The following is a 15,854-nucleotide window of genomic DNA, read 5'->3' on the forward strand; positions in this document are numbered from 1 at the left end:
AAACCTCATTTTACCTGCCCGCGGAACCAGAATTGCGTCGCCAGCTCGTCTTGCCGCTTGGCATCAACTCGGTGTTGCTCATTTGCAACATGCTTTTGCTTTTGCGTCAGCACCTGGTCCAGCACTTCGCGCTTGGCCCAGGCCGTATTCAGCGCGCGTTGCGACACGGCCATGTTGGCTTCGTGCAGGTGCAGGTCGGTACGGTGCTGGTCGGCCATCTGCATCACGGCTTGCTTGAAGTTGCCGCAGTTGACGGACAGGGCCAGGGGCAGGGCGCCGCTGGGGCCGCTATCCGTGTACAGGCCCGTCAGGCGCTCCAGGTTTTTCTGGTAGCGCTCGCGCACGGCCGTCTGCGCCGCCATTTCGCCTTGCAGGCGTTCCACTTCGGTGCTGCGCAGGCCGACCAGGGTGGTCAGGTTGCGGATGGTATGCGCGTCGCTCACGTATGCTCCTAGGCCATGATCTGTTCAAGTTGTTCGATGCACGGTCCCATCGGCGCCTCTTCCTTGGTGCCCTGGCACAGGAAGGCTTCGATGGGCGCGTGCAGCTGGACGGCGCGGTCGGTGATCGGGTCGGCGCCGGGCACGTAGGCGCCCAGCGGGATCAGGTCGCGCACGCGCGCATGGCGCGCCATCGACGCTTTCAGCGCGCGTGACGCCTGCATGTGGCTGGGCGTGATCACCTGCGCCATGCAGCGGCTGATCGAGGCGGCGATGTCGATGGCGGGGTAGTGGCCCCGCTCGGCCAGTTCGCGCGTGAGCACGATGTGGCCGTCGAGAATCGCGCGCGCCGTGTCGACCACGGGGTCCTGCTGGTCGTCGCCTTCGGCCAGCACCGTGTAGATGGCACTCATGCTGCCTTCCGGGTGGGCGCCGTTGCCGGCGCTTTCCACCAGTTGCGGCAAGTTCGAGAAGACGGACGGCGGGTAGCCGCGCGTGGCCGGCGGCTCGCCCAAGGCCAGCGCCACTTCGCGCAAGGCCATGGCATAGCGCGTCAGCGAATCGACCAGCAGCAGCACGTGCTTGCCCTGGTCGCGGTAATGGGCGGCGATCGAATGGCACAGCTCTGTGGCCATGATGCGCATCAGGGGCGACTCATCGGCCGGCGCGATCACCAGCACGGCCTTTTTCAAGCCTTCGGCGCCGAGCGACTTTTCCACGAATTCGCGCACTTCGCGGCCCCGTTCGCCGATCAGGCCGACGACGACGACATCGGCCACCGTCTGGCGCGTGATCAGGCCCAGCAGCACGCTCTTGCCCACGCCGGAACCGGCCATCAGGCCCACACGCTGGCCCTTGCCCAGGGTCAGCATGCTGTTGATCGCCCGCACGCCCACGTCCAGCGGTTCGACCACCGGTTGTTTCTTCAGGGGATTGACCTTCGGTGGCGTGACTTCCAGGATGTGTTCGCCACCGAGGCGGCCCAGGTCATCGATCGGCTCGCCGAGGCCATTTACCATGCGGCCCAGCCACGAGGGACCGATCTGCAGGCTGGCCTTGTCGGGCAACGGGAGAACTCTGGCGCCCGTGGTCAGTCCTGTCGCCTTCTTGAACGGCATCAGGTACGACAGTTTTTCGCGAAAACCGACGACTTGCGCATCGAGCCACTCGCCGCTCACAGTTTCAATTTGACAACGCTGGCCCGTGTGCAGGCGGCAGCCGGCGCTTTCCAGCAGCAGGCCGGAGGCGCCGACCAGGCGGCCGGTCGGTGTCGCGACCGGGATATCGCCGATCTCGAAACTGCGCAGCGTGTCGGCGATCATGCAGGCGCGCCCTGGTCCGCGTGTTCGGCGGCCAGCGCCAGGTGGCTGCTGACCTGTTCCATGCAGGCCGACAGGCGCTGATGGCAGCCCGCGTCGACTTCATTGTCGCCCGCCTTGATGCGGCATTCGCCCGCGTCGAGGCGCGCGTCGGCGATCAGGTTCCAGCGCTTGGCGCGCTTCGGATCGAGTTCGCTGATGCGTTTCAATTCTTCCGGATTGAGGAAGACGTCGATTTCCTCGCGCGTGGGCGGCATCGAGGCCAGGGTCTCGTCGACCAGGGCCAGCAATTGCACCGGCTGCAGCGCCAGTTCCGCGCGGATCACCTGGCGCGCCACCTTGGCCACCAGGTCGACCACTTCCTTGCGCTGCGCTTCGCGGTAATCGGCGCGCACTTTTTTCAGGTCGCGCAAGATGGCGTCGACAGGGCGGGCCAGGCGGTCCAGCGCCACCAGGGTTTCATTGCGGCCTTCTTCGCGGCCCTGCGCCATGCCATCGTTGCGTCCGGTGTCGTAGCCGTCCTGCTGGCCTTGCACCAGGCCCACTTCGTAGCCGTCGCGCTGGCCCTGCTCGAAGCCTTCCGAAACGGATGCCTGCCACTGGCCATCCGTGTCCTCGTTGGAGGCGCGCTGGCCGGCGGCGATGAATTGCGACAGGGGCGGGAAACGATACGAGCGGAAGTGTTTCATTCGATCACCGCTTCGGCAAACAGTTGCACTTCGATCTCGCCCGCATCGGCGAGGCCCTTGACGGTGGCCATGATTTCCTGGCGCGTCTGTTCGATGCGCGACAGCGGCACGGGGCCGGAACGGCGCATCATGTCTTCGAAGCTCTGCGCCTGGCGGCGCGGCATGGTTTTCAGCACGGCGTCGCGGATCGACGGTTCCGCGCCCTTGAGGGCGATGGCCCACTGTTCCATCGGCACGTCTTCCAGGATGCGCGTGAGCGTGACATCGCTCTGCGTGGCCAGGATCAGGAAGTCGTACATGCTCAGCTCGATTTCCGACACCACTTCCGGGTCGTGCGCGCGCAGCAGTTCGACCAGCGCGGCGCGGTTGCCCGGCATGCGGTTGAGAATCTCGGCGGCCTGGCGGATGCCTTCCACGCTGGTGCTTTGCGTGTCGAGCGTGCCCAGGCAGCGGCCCACCAGTTCGTCGAGCTCGACCAGCAGGTCGCGGTCGATCTCGTCCAGGCGTGCCAGGTTCAGCAAGACCAGGTCGCGGCCTTCGACGGGCAGGGCGTCGAGGATCTGGCCGGCCAGCGCGGGCGGCAGGAAGGCCAGGAACACGGCTTGCATCTGCACGTGCTCGTTGACGATGTATTCGGCCAGCCATTTCGGCGAAGCCCACTGCAGGCGCGCCATCTTGGGGCGGATCGCGTCGCCGTAAATATTGTTCAGCACGCTATTTGCGATATCGCTGCCCAGCGCCATGTCCAGCGAGCGCTTCAGGTAGCTGCGCGAGGCGCCGTGCACGCCGCTTTGCTGGCGGTAGTCGTCGAAGAAGGTCTGCATGGCCGTTTTCACGGATTCGACCTTGATGCCGCTCATGCGCGACATCACTTGCGTGACTTCCAGCAATTCTTCACGCGACAGGCAGCGCAGCACATTGGCGGCCTGTTCTTCGCCGATGCTCAGCAGCACGATGGCCGCCTGTTCCACGGGGTTCAGGCTGACGCTTTCGTATTCTGCGCCGTCGGAGGGATTATTGTTGTTGAGTTCGGCCATTTTTCTGCATCCATTGTTTGACGACTTCGGCGACACGCTCGGGTTCTTTTTCAGCCAGCACTTTCAAGTGGTCGACCATCACGTCGACCGCCGAGCCAGGTGGCGGCAAGTCATAGTTTTCCAGCAGCGGCACGACCGGCATGTTGCCGGCGGCGGCCTCGCCTTCGAGCGCCAGCGGGCTGCCATTCACGCCCAAGGCTGGCGCGCCGGCGGCGGCCACGCCATTCGCGCCGGCGGCGCTGGCGCCGCCCAGTGCCAGGGCGGGATCGAGCTGTTTCAGTGGCGGCGGCGCCAGGCGCGTGGTCAGCAGGCGCAGCAGCGGACGCAGGATCAGGAAGTAGCCGAGGATGGCGCCCAGGGCGTACAGCAGCCAGCTGCTGAAATCGACGACGGTATCGCGCTCTTCCCACCACTGCGCCACGGGCGGCTTGGCCGGGAAGGCCAGCGCCGTGAGGCTCAGGCTGTCGCCGCGCTGGGCGTTGATGCCCAGGCCGCTGCTCAGCATTTTTTCAATATTGCCCAGTTCGGCAGGGGTCCAGCCCGTTTTCGGATTCGGTGCGGCGGCGCTGTTGAGGACGACGGCGACGCTGAGTTTTTCCAGGCGGCCACGGCTGCGCTTGATCTGCGTGATGCTGCGGTCGTAGGCGTACTGGCGCGTGGTGGCGTTCTTGCGGGCCGTGCCATCGTCGGATGGCTTCGGTGCACCATCGGCGGGGGCGGCGCCGGCGGCGTCGGCCGGTGCAGGCACGGCGGCCGCTGGCGGACGGTTCGACAGGCTGCCGGGAATGCCGGCCACGGTGCGGTTGCGTTCCTGCTCTTCGCGCATCGCTTCGCTCGTCACTTTCGGGGCTTCGCCGTATTTTTCCAGCGTTTCGTCCACGCGGTCGTTGTTCACGGCGGCCGTCACGCTGAGCTTGAAGTTGTCTTCGCCGATGACCGGGCCCAGCAAGCCCGTGACGTTGCGGCGGATTTCATCCTGGAAGCGTTTCGCGCCTTCGTTGCCGGCGGCCGAGGCATCGAAGCCATCCGTCAGGTCGATGTGCGAGGACAGCAGGTTGCCGCTCTGGTCGACCAGGCTCACGCGCGTGGGCGCCAGGCTGGCGACACTGCCGGCCACCATGTTGATGACGGCGGCGATCTGTTCCTGCGCCAGGGTGCGGCCCGGTTTCAGCGCCATCTCACGATCGCGAAGCGGACTGATTTGTCGCCGTCGCTGGCGACAAACGAAGTCGATTTGGCAATCGACAGATGGACGCGCGCCGAAGCGATCGCGTCCATCGTCATGATGCTTTGCGCCAGTTCGCCTTCCAGGCCGCGGCGGAAGCGCACGTCCTGCACGAATTGGGAGACGCCCAGCGGGTCGTTCTTGTCCATCAGCTCCAGGCCGGCCGGCAGCTGCGCCGTCACGCCTTTCGAGGCGAGCAGCATGCGCACCTTGCCCAGCATGGCGTCGGGCACCAGCACCTGGCCGCTGTCCGGATGCAGGCGGTAGGGGATGTGTTCCGCGTCCAGGGTGGCCATCATGTCCGTCACGGCCACTTTTTCGCGCGCGCCAAACACCGGCTTGTAGTTGGCCTGGTCGCGCCAGGCATACATGGTCACCATGGCGGTGATGCCGATGGCCAGCACGACGATGGGAACCAGGTTTTTCAGCAGGGCGGGCGGAATGGCGGGCTGGGCGCCAAGGCGCCAGCGCGCAAATGCGGACTTCATGGGGGTAATCACTTGGGGTAACTTTCGCTGGGAGGCTGGGCGTGGATCAGGACGTGAAGATTACAGAGGCAGTTTGATGAGTTCGTCGACGGCGCCCATGACCTTGTTGCGCACTTGCATCAACATGGAGAAGGACAGGCTCGCTTCCTGGCTGGCCAGCATGGCGCCGACCATGTCATCGCTCTTGCCGCTGTCGACGTCGCTCATCTTTTGCGCGGCCATGCGGTCATCGCCGTTGACCTTGCCGATGGCGTCTTTCATGCTTTGCGCAAAGGAGAAGCCGGATTGCTCCGGCGCGCCGAACTGGGCGGCAGGCGCGATACTGGCGCCCAAGGCGCGCGCGTCATTGCTCAGTGCTGCCAGATCGGCCTTGATCAGACCTGCGAGTTCGTTGCTCATCTTGCCCTCTACTTTCAATATGCGGTGACGTATCAATCAGAAATTACTGGTGTTGCCATTCCGGCAGGCATTACATCCAATGCCATCTTGCCCGGCCCGATTTCAGGACCCATCAGTTTTATCAGTTGCCACACCATCCGCTCAAGCAGACTCAAACAAACCCAGCAAACCCACGCCAACATGATTTACATGGCCATGATAACTAATATTTATCTGATAAAAGTTTCTGCTGGTGGCAATAAGAAGGACTGGAAACTGCCATAAAAACCGGAATCAGGTAAGCGGAATGGCGCACTGCAAATCACTATTTTGTCGCTATAAGCTTACCTCGGGGCAACTATAAAGTAAAGAGAGGATTGCCTCAAGGAATATTGATACATGGCAATATTTAGCATTTTCATGTATTGTTCAGCACCGTAGTCATCTAGCATGCGATACGATGCGCAATCGTTTGCTTGCGGATCGGTTTGCAAGGTCAAGATGATGCTGTATTTAATTTCGGGTGATCCGTATAATTTGTTCTGCCACCGCAATACGACATGACCCTCATGATAACCACTAAGACAGATCAAACTGTGCGCCATCAAGTCCTCGATTCTTGTCTGCTTGGACGTCCTGTCCATTTGCTGCATGTATTCGGCGCCCAGCTGCGCGACGACCTGGCCGTGGCCCTGCGCCAGCCGATGAGCCGTCGCTACTGGGGCAACTTCCAGATCGATGGCGTGAGCTTGTCGCGCGTGGAAAACGAGGACAGCGTGAACCGCTGGCTGAGTTTTTCCACGGCGGCCAGCCAGACGGGCTTTGCCCTTGAACGGCAGATACTCTTGAGCGTGCTGAACTATCGCTATGGTAGTGCCGGCGCCAAGGGTGCGCTGCCCGATCCGGCGCAGGTGCGCGTGACGGCCACGGAGGAGCGCCTCGCTGTGGTGCTGGGACAACAGTTGGTGAACAGCTTGTTTTCCCGCGTCCACAAGAACCTGCAAACCCTGGGCAAGAGCAGCGACATCGACACCAGTGCCGAGGTCGCCGTGCAGTCTGGCGTGCATCCGGCGCGCGGCAGCTGGATCGTCACTGTGGCGCTCAGCGACGTCGAGGCGGGGCAGAGCGGCCAGTTCTGGTTCTCGCTGGACAAGCGCCTGATGGCCGACGTGCTGCGCGGCTTGCTGCCCGAGCGCGCGCAAGCGAAGAAAGCCTTGCGTGGCAGCGTGCGCCCGCTCGCTTCGCGCCTGCAAGTGACCCTGGAAGGCCGGCTCGTCAGCAAACAGGTGCAACTGGGTGCCTTGTTCGACCTGCGCGTGGGCGACGTGATTCCCGTCAGCCTGAGCCGTACCGACGTCATGCTCGACGACTCCCGTTTATTTACAGCTGCTGTTTCCGAACACAAGGGCAAGCTCTGTTTAACCTCATTTGAAGATGTCGAATAATATGAATCTGAACGATACCAACCAGAGCGAAACCCTGCTGGAAGACCTGGGCGATGACATGATCATCGACCAGGGCGACGTGTCCGACGTGGCCAGCGGCCGCGCGCGGCGCGACATTCCGCAGATGATGCGCAAGATTCCCGTGACCCTGACCCTGGAAGTGGGCTCGGCCCGCATCTCGCTCGAAGAGCTGATGGCCATCGGCCCTGAAAGCGTGATCGAACTCGACATGCTGGCCGGCGAACCGCTGGTGATCAAGGTCAATGGCACGCCGATCGGCCGTGCCGAAGTGGTGGTTGCTGGCGAGAACTATGGCCTGAAAGTCATCGACCTCGACGGCCTCAATCTCGACCTGATGACAGCATGAAGCTGGCGGTACCCGGTTTGAGCCGGCGCCGCGGCGCGCTGGCTGCCGCGCTGGCTGTTCCCGTTCTGATGCTGTGCTGCGCCGCCGCCGGGGCGCAGGATTTATTGTCCGGCGTGGTGCCGGGTGCAAAGACCGACCTGTCGGTCAAGATGCAGATCCTGGTCGTCATGACCCTGCTCGGGCTGCTGCCCGTGATGGTCATGATGATGACCAGCTTTACCCGCTTCGTCATCGTGCTGTCCCTGCTGCGCCAGGCCCTGGGCCTGCAGCAGGGCTTGCCCAACCGTATCGTCACCGGCATAGCGCTGATTCTCACCCTGCTGGTCATGCGCCCCATCGGCGACCAGGTGTGGAAGGAAGCGTTCGTGCCGTACGACCGCGACCAGATCGGCATGCAGGAAGCCCTGAAGATCGCCGAAGTGCCGATTTCGCGCTTCATGCTGGCACAGACGAGCAAGGCCGCGCTGGCGCAGATCGCGCACCTGGCCGGCGAACCGTCGAGCATGCGCCCGCAAGACCACAGCTTCACGGTCAAGCTGGCCGCGTTTGTGTTGTCCGAACTCAAGACGGCGTTCCAGATCGGCTGCATGCTGTTCATCCCGTTCCTCATCATCGATCTGGTGGTGGCGTCCGTGCTGATGGCGATGGGCATGATGATGCTGTCGCCGCTGGTCATTTCGCTGCCGTTCAAGCTGCTGCTGTTCGTCCTGGTCGATGGCTGGACCCTGACCGTCAACACCTTAGTTACCAGCATACAGGGCTATTGATCCATGTTTACCCCTGAAGTCGCCGTCGACCTGATCATCGAAGCGTTGCATGTCGTCATGCTGCTGGTGGTGATCCTGGTCGTGCCGGGTTTGCTCATGGGCTTGCTGGTCGCGCTGGTGCAGGCGGCCACCTCGATCAATGAACAGACCATGAGTTTCCTGCCGCGCCTGCTGGTCACCTTGCTGGCCCTGATCCTGGCCGGACGCTGGATGGCCGGTTACCTGATGGATTATTGCGTGTCCATTTTTCAGCGCGCCGCCACCCTGGTCGGATAGCGCCGCGCGCCATGGATCAGATTTTCAATCAGGTGCTGCCGTTTCTGCTGGCCGTGTGGTGGCCGTTCTGCCGCATCCTGGCCATGCTCAGCGCCTCGCCCGTGATCGGCGACGCCATGGTGCCCGTCCCCGTGCGGGTACTGCTGTCGCTGGTGCTGGCGATCCTGATGCTGCCCGTGATGCAGGCGTCGGGCGTGTCGCAGGACTTGCTGAAGATCGATCCGTTTTCCCTGCACGCCGTCGTCGCCACCCTGGAGCAGGCCATCATCGGCTTCGTCCTCGGCCTGGCCTTCCACTTTGCCATGTCCGTCATGTCGGTGCTCGGCTACCTGGTGTCGAGCCAGGTGGGTTTTTCCATGGCGGTGATGAACGATCCGCTCAACGGCACTTCGTCGGACGTGATCACGGGTTTGCTCACCATCATGTGCATGATCGTGTTTTTCGCCATCGACGGCCACCTGGTGCTGACGGGCGTGATCGGCGCCAGTTTCACGGCCTGGCCCGTGGGGCAGGGCTACGGGCCGCTGCTGCTGCAGACGGTGGCGTATAACGTGGCGTGGATCTTCGCCGCCGCCATGCTGCTGGCCTTGCCCATCGTCTTTTCCACCATGGTGGTGCAACTGGGCTTTGGCTTCCTGAACCGGGTGGCGCCGTCGCTGAACCTGTTTTCGCTGGGGTTTTCCATGATCACCATGTTCGGCCTGCTGATGCTGATACAGATCGTGCGCTTTATTCCTGAGCACTACATCGCCATGACCAACCGCGTGCTCGACATGATCCAGGAACAGATGCGGGTGGCCCATGGCGGATAGCAGCACGGGCGACAAGACAGAAAAGGCGTCAGCGCAGAAGCTGAAGAAATCGCGCCAGGAAGGGCAGGTGGTGCGTTCGCGCGACCTGTCGACGGCGCTGGGCATCCTGATCAGCATGAAGGTCTTCATTTATCTGCTGCCGGGCTATCTGCTGAGCTTTCGCGAGCTGTTCGCCATGGCCTTCATGCCGCTCGACAGCAAGGGCGCGCTGGAAAATGCCATGTCGATGGCGTTTACGACATCGGTGGGCTTGCTGATCAAGATGATCGTGCCGCTGTTTTGCGTGCCCCTGTTTGTTGTGCTTGGCTCATTGATTCCTGGCGGCTGGGTCATCAGCACGAAGAACTGGATGCCGAAGATGGAGCGCCTGAGCCCCGCCAAGAACCTGGGCCGTCTGTTTGCGCCCAAGCATGCTTTCGAATTCGGCTTGTCCATCGCCAAGGCCGTCGTGCTGGGCATGGTGCTCGTGCATGTGAGCCGCTCCAGTCTGACGCAGTACGTGGACTTGCAGCACCGGCCCCTGCAGCAGGCCATGCTCGATGGCTCCGCGCTGATGCTCGATGGCTTGATGGCGCTCATTTCCGTCTTCGTGCTGTTTGCCATCATCGACGTGCCGGCGCAGGCGTTTTTCTTTGCCCGCAACCAGCGCATGAGCAAGCAGGATGTCAAGGAAGAACATAAAAGCAGCGAAGGCCGCCCCGAAGTGCGCCAGCGCATCCGCCAGTTGCAGCAGCAGATCGGCCGGCGCAGCGTGCGCAAGACCGTGCCCGACGCCGACGTGGTGATCGTCAATCCCGAGCACTACGCCGTCGCCTTGAAGTATGACCAGGACCGCGCCGAGGCGCCGTTCGTTGTGGCCAAGGGCGTCGACGAGATGGCGCTGTATATCCGGCAAGTGGCGAAGGAGCACCATATTGAAACGCTGGAGTTGCCGCCGCTGGCGCGCGCCATCTACAACACCAGCCAGGTGCAGCAGCAGATTCCCGTGCAGCTGTACCAGGCCGTGTCGCAGGTGCTGAACTACATCCTGCAATTGAAAGCATTCCGGTCCGGGCAGCGTGCTGCCCAGCCCGTATTACCCACCGAGATGGCCGTGCCATCTCATCTGAGCGAGGTCGTACCGCCATGAATTTCCTGAACCGAGTGGTTGCTGAAATGCGCCGCCACAAGTTCGCCACGCCGCTGTTCCTGCTGGTGATCCTGGCAATGATCATCTTGCCGCTGCCGCCGGTGCTGCTCGATATCTTGTTCACTTTCAATATCGTGCTGGCACTGATCGTCATCCTCGTCAGCGTGTCGGCCAAGCGGCCGCTCGATTTCTCCGTCTTCCCGACGGTGATCCTGGCCACCACCATGCTCAGGCTGACCCTCAACGTGGCGTCGACGCGCGTGGTGCTGCTGCACGGCCATACGGGCGCGGATGCGGCCGGTAAGGTGATCGAGGCATTTGGTAACGTCGTGATCGGCGGTAACTTCGTCGTCGGTATCGTGGTCTTCGTGATCTTGATGATCATCAACTTCGCCGTCGTCACCAAGGGTGCCGAGCGTATCTCCGAAGTGTCCGCGCGCTTTACCCTCGATGCCTTGCCGGGCAAGCAGATGGCCATCGACGCCGACCTGAACGCCGGCTTGATCAACCAGGAAAAAGCCCAGATCCGTCGCAAGGACGTGGCCGCCGAAGCGGATTTCTATGGCGCCATGGATGGCGCGTCGAAGTTCGTGCGCGGCGATGCCGTCGCCAGTATCCTGATTCTGATCATCAACATGGTGGGCGGCGTGGCCATCGGCTCGCTGATGCACGATCTATCGTTTGGCGATGCCTTCCGCCAGTATGCGTTGCTGACCATCGGTGATGGCCTGGTGGCGCAGATTCCCGCGCTGCTGCTGTCGGCCGCGGCCGCCATCCTGGTGACCCGCATCAGCGATTCGGGCGACTTCGAACAGCAAGTGGCGGGCCAGGTGCTGACGTCGCCAACGGTGATCTACAGCGCGGCCGGCATGATGGTGGCGCTGGCCCTGATTCCGGGCATGCCATGGTTCATGTTCATGACCTTTGCCGGCGTGCTGGCTTTTGTTGCCTGGCGCCTGACCAAGCGCGTGAAAGGACCCGACGCGGCCGGCATGGCCGCCATCGAGGCGGCCTTGCGCGACGAGCGCCCGGCCGAGCTGGAGTGGCAGCAGCTGCCAGCCGTGCAGCCCTTGATGGTGATGCTTGGCTACAAGCTGGTCGGCATGGTGGATAAAACACAAGGTGAACCGTTGAACAAGCGCGTCAAGGGCGTGCGTCAGAGCCTGTCCGAGGCGATGGGCTTGCTGCTGCCGAATATCGGCGTGCGCGACGACCTGGCCCTGAAGCCGTCGCAATACGCCATCGTGCTGTCAGGCACCGTAGTGGCGCAGGCGGAAGTGCAGGCCGACCGCCTGATGGCGATCCCGTCGCCGAATGTGTATGGCCAGCTGGACGGCATTCCCGGCATCGAGCCGGCCTACGGCATGCCCGTCACGTGGATCGAACCGGGTGAGAAGGCGCATGCGCTGGGCCTCGGCTACCAGGTCATCGAGGCGCCCAGCGTGATCGCCACGCACTTGTCGAAGATGGTGCGCGAATACCTGCCTGAACTGTTCCGCCACGAAGACGTCTCGAACATGATGGAGCGCCTGACGGCCCTGTCGCCGAAACTGGCTGGCGCGCTGGACAAGGCGCTGACGCACACGCAGCTGCTGCGCGTGTTCCGCGTCTTGCTGGCGGAAAATGTGTCGCTGAAGGATATCGTGCCCATCGCCACCACCTTGCTCGACAGCTCGGAAACGACCAAGGACCCGATCCTGCTGGCGGCTGAAGTGCGCTGCGCACTGCGTCGCCAGATCGTCAGCGGGCTGTTTGGCCAGAAGATGGAAATGCAGGCATTCAACCTGGGCGGCGAGCTGGAAAACATGCTGCTGGGCTCCCTGAACCAGGCACGCCAGTCGGGCAAGGTGACCCTGGATAACTATCCGATCGACCCGCATCTGCTGTCGCAGCTGCAAGTGAACATGCCGGTGGCGCGCGAACAGATGAAGCAGCAAGCCACGCCGCCGCTGCTGCTGGTGCTGCCGCAGATCCGTCCGCTGCTGGCCCGCTATGCGCGCCTGTTCGCGCCTGGCCTACATGTGCTGTCATACAACGAAATCCCGGAAAACCGCGAAGTGAGCATCATCGGCACGGTGGGATAGGACGGTGAAATGAAAAGAAAAACGGCGCTTCGGGCGCCGTTTTTTTTGCTGTATCAATTCTGTTGCGTCAATCCTGTTCGTCGATGGGCGGCAGCAGGTCGTGCTCCTGGCCGTCGGCCAGCAGCAGTACGGTGCCGCCTTGCGCCGTCTCTTCGTCGTCGCCATAGTCGTAACCGAGCGGCGCCGCCACTTCCTTCGAGACGGCGATGGTTTCCTCTTCGGCCGCCGCCGCGGCTTCGCTGGCAGCGGGCGCATCGGGATTGGCCGCCGCTTCCGCTTCCGGCTGCGTCAGTAGCAGCGCCACTTCGGCCATGGCGCGGAACAGTGCCAGCGACAGCGAGGCGGCGCCCGCCTGCATCGGGTAGTTGCCGTGCACGCGCTGCGCATGCAACTGGCGGTTCAGGCGGCAGCGCACCACGCGCAGGCCCGCGCGCCGCACGGCGTCGGCGATCTCGGGCAGGGCCAGGCGCAAATGGCGCAATGCGGCTTCCTCGTCGGCGGCCAGTTCCAGCAGCACGCCGTCGCCGGCCGGTTCCATCTGGATCACGACCCGGCCGATGCCGATGATGATCAGTTCGACGCGCAGCGCCACCTTGCCGCGCCGCCTGGGTGTGGCATCTTCGTCTTCGTCGCTGGCCAGCACGCGCAGCAGCAGGCGCTGGCCGCCCCAGCCATACACGGCAAAGCGCCATGCTTCGCTGTCGACGCTCAAGGGCGGGCGGGCGCCTTCGCGCAGCAGGGCTGGTTGCTGCTCGGCCATGAACAGGTTGCCCGGCACGTGCTGGCCGCGCGCCTGCTCCTGCAGGGCCGCATATTGCTCGCCATACGTCTTGACCATCACGCGCCACGAGGCGGCCAGCTGCGCCGCGTCGGGCGGTTGCCAGACCAGCTGGCGCGTGAAGAAGAGCTGATTGACCTGCATGGCGCTGCTGTCGCGCGGCATGGCGCCGCCCGTGCCATCGGCATTCGGCTTGATGAGGGACGCCAGGCTGTCTTGCCCCTTCTGTTGCAGATGGGCGGGCAGGGTGCCGGCGTCGGGCGCTGGCGCCATGTAGGGGCCGATGGGCACCAGCGGCTGGACCACGCCCGGCACCATCGGCGTCGCGGGGCTGACGTCGAAGCGCTGGGTAATCAGGGGCACCGGGTTGCCCGATGAGATGCGGTCTATCGCCATGCCATTGCTTCCTGCTGATACATATTCATCCGATCCGTCATCGCGCCCTGCCAGTCACTATTGTAGTAAAGAAAGAATCAGCTTGCTCATGCTCTGGCTTTGCTTGAGCATGGCCGTGCTCGCTTGCAGCAGCATTTGGGCCGAGGTCATGTTGGCGCTTTCGGCCGCGTAATCGACATCCATGATGCGGCCGATGGCTGCCCTGGTATTGGTGATCATGTTCGACAGGTTGTTGTAGACGTGTCCGAGCCGGTTCGCGGTGGCGCCCAGCGCCGAGCGCACGCTGCCGACCTTGTCGACGGCCGCCGCCAGCATGTCGATCATGCCGTTGGCGCTGTTGTTGCTGGCAAATTCGCTGCCGGCTGTGGCGCCTGGCGCGAAATTGACGGAGATCGCCTGCAGGGCGGCATCCAGGCCGGCCATGTCGCCCGCCACGTTGAACTGCATGGTCTCGCTGCCGGTGGCGCCGATCTGGAACGTCATGGCTTGCGACAGGGTGCCCTTGCCGGCGCTGCCGTTGCCCAGCAATAGAGTGCCGCCATAGCGGGTGTTCGTCATCACGTTGTACAGCTCGGCGCCCAGCGCATCGTATTCGCCCTGCATGGCGTCGCGGTCCTTCTGGTTCGACGAGGCGTCCGCCGCCTGGGTGGCCAGGTCCTTCATGCGCACCAGCATGGCGGTGACTTCGCCAAACGCGCCTTTGGCCGTTTGCAGCAGGGACGTGCTGTTTTGCGTGTTGCGCATGGCCACGGCCATGCCGCTGGTCTGGGCGCTCAGCCTGGTGGCGATCTGCAAGCCTGCCGCATCGTCCATGGCCGAGTTGATGCGAAAACCGGTGGAGAGGCGTGTCATCGACGTCGACAGCATTTGCTGGGCCCAGCCCATGGCCCGCTGGGCTGACAGTGCGGCAGTATTGGTATGAATGCTCAGCACGCGGCGGCTCCAGTGGAAGATTGTTCGGTGTTCTACCTTGTATAGGCGACTATGCCGGCAACATCGTTAAACGTGATGGCAATTTAGTTCAATATGCGGGAAATGCCAGACACGGCAGGCGAAAAAAAAGCCAGACCGGAGTCTGGCTTCGAGAGACTGGCCGCGAGCGGCCAAGTCCATATTATTGCAGCAGGGACATGACCATCGAGGACATGCTGTTGCTTTGTTTCAGCATCGCGGTGCCAGCTTGCAGCAGCATTTGCGACGACGTCATGTTCGAGCTTTCGGTAGCGAAGTCGGTGTCCATGATGCGGCCGGTAGCGGCTTTGGTGTTGGTGGCGATGTTCGACAAGTTGGTGTTGACGTGGTCCAGACGGTTGGCCGTCGCGCCCAGTGCCGAACGCAAGGTGCTGACGCTGTCGATGGCGGTGGCCAGCAGGCCGATGTTGGCGTTGGCGTTGGACGTCAGTTCCGTTGCGCCTGCCACAGCGGCGCTCGAGAAGTTCGCGCTCAGGCCGGTCAGGGCGGTATTCAGCGTGCTCAGGTTGCCGGAAACGTCGAAAGTCATTTTTTCGGTCGAGCTGGCGCCGATCTGGAATGTCATCGATGTCGACAGCGTGCCGTCAGCTGCAGCGCTACCTTTGCCCAGCAGCTTGGTGCCGCCGAACGTGGTGTTGGTCATGACGTTGTACAGCTCTTGACCCAACGCATTGTATTCAGCTTGCATGGCGGTCTTGTCGGCGGCGGTCGACGAGGCATCGGCTGCCTGGGTAGCCAGGTCTTTCATGCGTACCAGCATGTTGGTGACTTCGGCGAATGCGCCTTCGGCCGTTTGCAGCATCGAGGTGCTGTTTTGCGTGTTGTTCATCGCAACGGTCATGCCGCTCGTTTGTGCTTTCAGGCGGGTGGCGATCTGCAGGCCGGCAGCGTCGTCCATGGCCGAATTGATGCGGAAGCCGGTGCTCAGGCGCGTCATCGAAGTCGACAGTTTGGATTGGGTATTCGAGATCGAATTTTGTGCCGACAGGGAAGCAGCGTTGGTGTGAAGGCTCAGCATGGTGTCATTCCTAATTGGGTGGTTATGGTGAGGAGCGACGGTTTATCTGCTCCTATCAGTACAAGACGACCGTGCCGCCACCTTAATTAAATGCTTTAAGGAAATTTTTGAAAATAAATGCTGTTTATTGCTTTGCCGGACCATTGGGCACGTGTTGCGGCATGCCGGCGCAAGGTATGGACGAAAAAAAGCCAGACCGGAGTCTGGCTTCGCGTGGCTGGCCGCGAGCGGCCA

The 15,854-nt window shown here is 62.8% G+C and carries 16 protein-coding genes and 1 pseudogene; 8 read left to right on the forward strand and 9 right to left on the reverse strand.

Annotated elements, in window-relative coordinates; translation table 11 throughout:
- Positions 1–5: 5 nt before the first annotated feature.
- The 6 genes and pseudogenes from JAB1_RS06440 to JAB1_RS06465 form a co-directional block, all read right to left on the reverse strand.
- Positions 6–443, reverse strand: a complete 438-nt coding sequence (locus JAB1_RS06440) for a flagellar export protein FliJ (RefSeq protein WP_046684908.1) — start codon at positions 441–443, stop codon at positions 6–8.
- An 8-nt stretch (positions 444–451) separates the two neighbouring features.
- Positions 452–1,762: a flagellar protein export ATPase FliI gene (gene fliI / locus JAB1_RS06445; RefSeq protein WP_070279213.1), complete on the reverse strand. Its 1,311-nt coding sequence runs from the start codon at positions 1,760–1,762 to the stop codon at positions 452–454.
- Positions 1,759–2,448 (reverse strand): flagellar assembly protein FliH, encoded by a 690-nt coding sequence (gene fliH, locus JAB1_RS06450; protein ID WP_034787861.1) that lies wholly within the window; start codon positions 2,446–2,448, stop codon positions 1,759–1,761. The genes fliI and fliH overlap by 4 nt, the downstream gene beginning before the upstream one ends.
- Positions 2,445–3,485 (reverse strand): flagellar motor switch protein FliG, encoded by a 1,041-nt coding sequence (locus JAB1_RS06455; RefSeq protein ID WP_034787864.1) that lies wholly within the window; start codon positions 3,483–3,485, stop codon positions 2,445–2,447. The genes fliH and JAB1_RS06455 overlap by 4 nt, the downstream gene beginning before the upstream one ends.
- Positions 3,463–5,198: pseudogene (fliF, locus tag JAB1_RS06460) on the reverse strand (flagellar basal-body MS-ring/collar protein FliF). Before fliF ends, JAB1_RS06455 begins: the two are co-directional and overlap by 23 nt.
- Positions 5,199–5,258: 60 nt before the next feature.
- Positions 5,259–5,597, reverse strand: a complete 339-nt coding sequence (locus JAB1_RS06465) for a flagellar hook-basal body complex protein FliE (RefSeq protein WP_034787870.1) — start codon at positions 5,595–5,597, stop codon at positions 5,259–5,261.
- Between the two features lie 24 nt (positions 5,598–5,621).
- Between JAB1_RS06465 and JAB1_RS29380 the strand changes: the two genes are divergently transcribed.
- The 8 genes from JAB1_RS29380 (at position 5,622) to JAB1_RS06500 (ending at position 12,456) form a co-directional block, all read left to right on the forward strand.
- On the forward strand, positions 5,622–5,861 hold the full coding sequence (locus JAB1_RS29380) for a hypothetical protein (protein WP_139144441.1): 240 nt from the start codon (positions 5,622–5,624) through the stop codon (positions 5,859–5,861).
- A gap of 359 nt (positions 5,862–6,220) precedes the next feature.
- Positions 6,221–7,021 carry a FliM/FliN family flagellar motor switch protein gene (locus JAB1_RS06470; RefSeq protein WP_034787875.1) on the forward strand — a complete coding sequence of 267 codons (801 nt, stop codon included), beginning with the start codon at positions 6,221–6,223 and terminating at the stop codon, positions 7,019–7,021.
- A 1-nt stretch (position 7,022) separates the two neighbouring features.
- Positions 7,023–7,388: a FliM/FliN family flagellar motor switch protein gene (locus tag JAB1_RS06475; protein WP_070253622.1), complete on the forward strand. Its 366-nt coding sequence runs from the start codon at positions 7,023–7,025 to the stop codon at positions 7,386–7,388.
- Positions 7,385–8,155 (forward strand): flagellar type III secretion system pore protein FliP, encoded by a 771-nt coding sequence (fliP, locus tag JAB1_RS06480; RefSeq protein ID WP_034787879.1) that lies wholly within the window; start codon positions 7,385–7,387, stop codon positions 8,153–8,155. Before JAB1_RS06475 ends, fliP begins: the two co-directional genes overlap by 4 nt.
- Before the next feature lie 3 nt (positions 8,156–8,158).
- The gene (locus JAB1_RS06485) at positions 8,159–8,431 is read left to right on the forward strand and encodes a flagellar biosynthetic protein FliQ (RefSeq protein WP_034757874.1); all 273 of its coding nucleotides are present in this window, start codon (positions 8,159–8,161) and stop codon (positions 8,429–8,431) included.
- A gap of 11 nt (positions 8,432–8,442) precedes the next feature.
- Entirely contained in the window at positions 8,443–9,243 is an 801-nt protein-coding gene (locus tag JAB1_RS06490) for a flagellar biosynthetic protein FliR (protein ID WP_070279214.1), read from the forward strand.
- Positions 9,233–10,372 (forward strand): flagellar type III secretion system protein FlhB, encoded by a 1,140-nt coding sequence (locus tag JAB1_RS06495; RefSeq protein WP_034787883.1) that lies wholly within the window; start codon positions 9,233–9,235, stop codon positions 10,370–10,372. Before JAB1_RS06490 ends, JAB1_RS06495 begins: the two co-directional genes overlap by 11 nt.
- Positions 10,369–12,456 (forward strand): flagellar biosynthesis protein FlhA, encoded by a 2,088-nt coding sequence (locus JAB1_RS06500; protein ID WP_070253620.1) that lies wholly within the window; start codon positions 10,369–10,371, stop codon positions 12,454–12,456. The genes JAB1_RS06495 and JAB1_RS06500 overlap by 4 nt, the downstream gene beginning before the upstream one ends.
- Before the next feature lie 67 nt (positions 12,457–12,523).
- Here the strand turns inward: JAB1_RS06500 and JAB1_RS06505 are convergent, their stop codons facing one another.
- The 3 genes from JAB1_RS06505 to JAB1_RS06515 all read right to left on the reverse strand — a co-directional run bounded on the left by JAB1_RS06505 (position 12,524) and on the right by JAB1_RS06515 (position 15,620).
- Positions 12,524–13,630 (reverse strand): hypothetical protein, encoded by a 1,107-nt coding sequence (locus JAB1_RS06505; RefSeq protein ID WP_070279215.1) that lies wholly within the window; start codon positions 13,628–13,630, stop codon positions 12,524–12,526.
- A gap of 57 nt (positions 13,631–13,687) precedes the next feature.
- Positions 13,688–14,563: a flagellin gene (locus JAB1_RS06510; RefSeq protein WP_070279216.1), complete on the reverse strand. Its 876-nt coding sequence runs from the start codon at positions 14,561–14,563 to the stop codon at positions 13,688–13,690.
- A 181-nt stretch (positions 14,564–14,744) separates the two neighbouring features.
- On the reverse strand, positions 14,745–15,620 hold the full coding sequence (locus JAB1_RS06515; RefSeq protein WP_070279217.1) for a flagellin: 876 nt from the start codon (positions 15,618–15,620) through the stop codon (positions 14,745–14,747).
- Between the last annotated feature and the right edge of the window lie 234 nt (positions 15,621–15,854).

Source organism: Janthinobacterium sp. MP5059B (assembly GCF_001758645.1).
In the GTDB taxonomy this organism is placed as follows: Bacteria; Pseudomonadota; Gammaproteobacteria; order Burkholderiales; family Burkholderiaceae_D; genus Janthinobacterium; species Janthinobacterium lividum.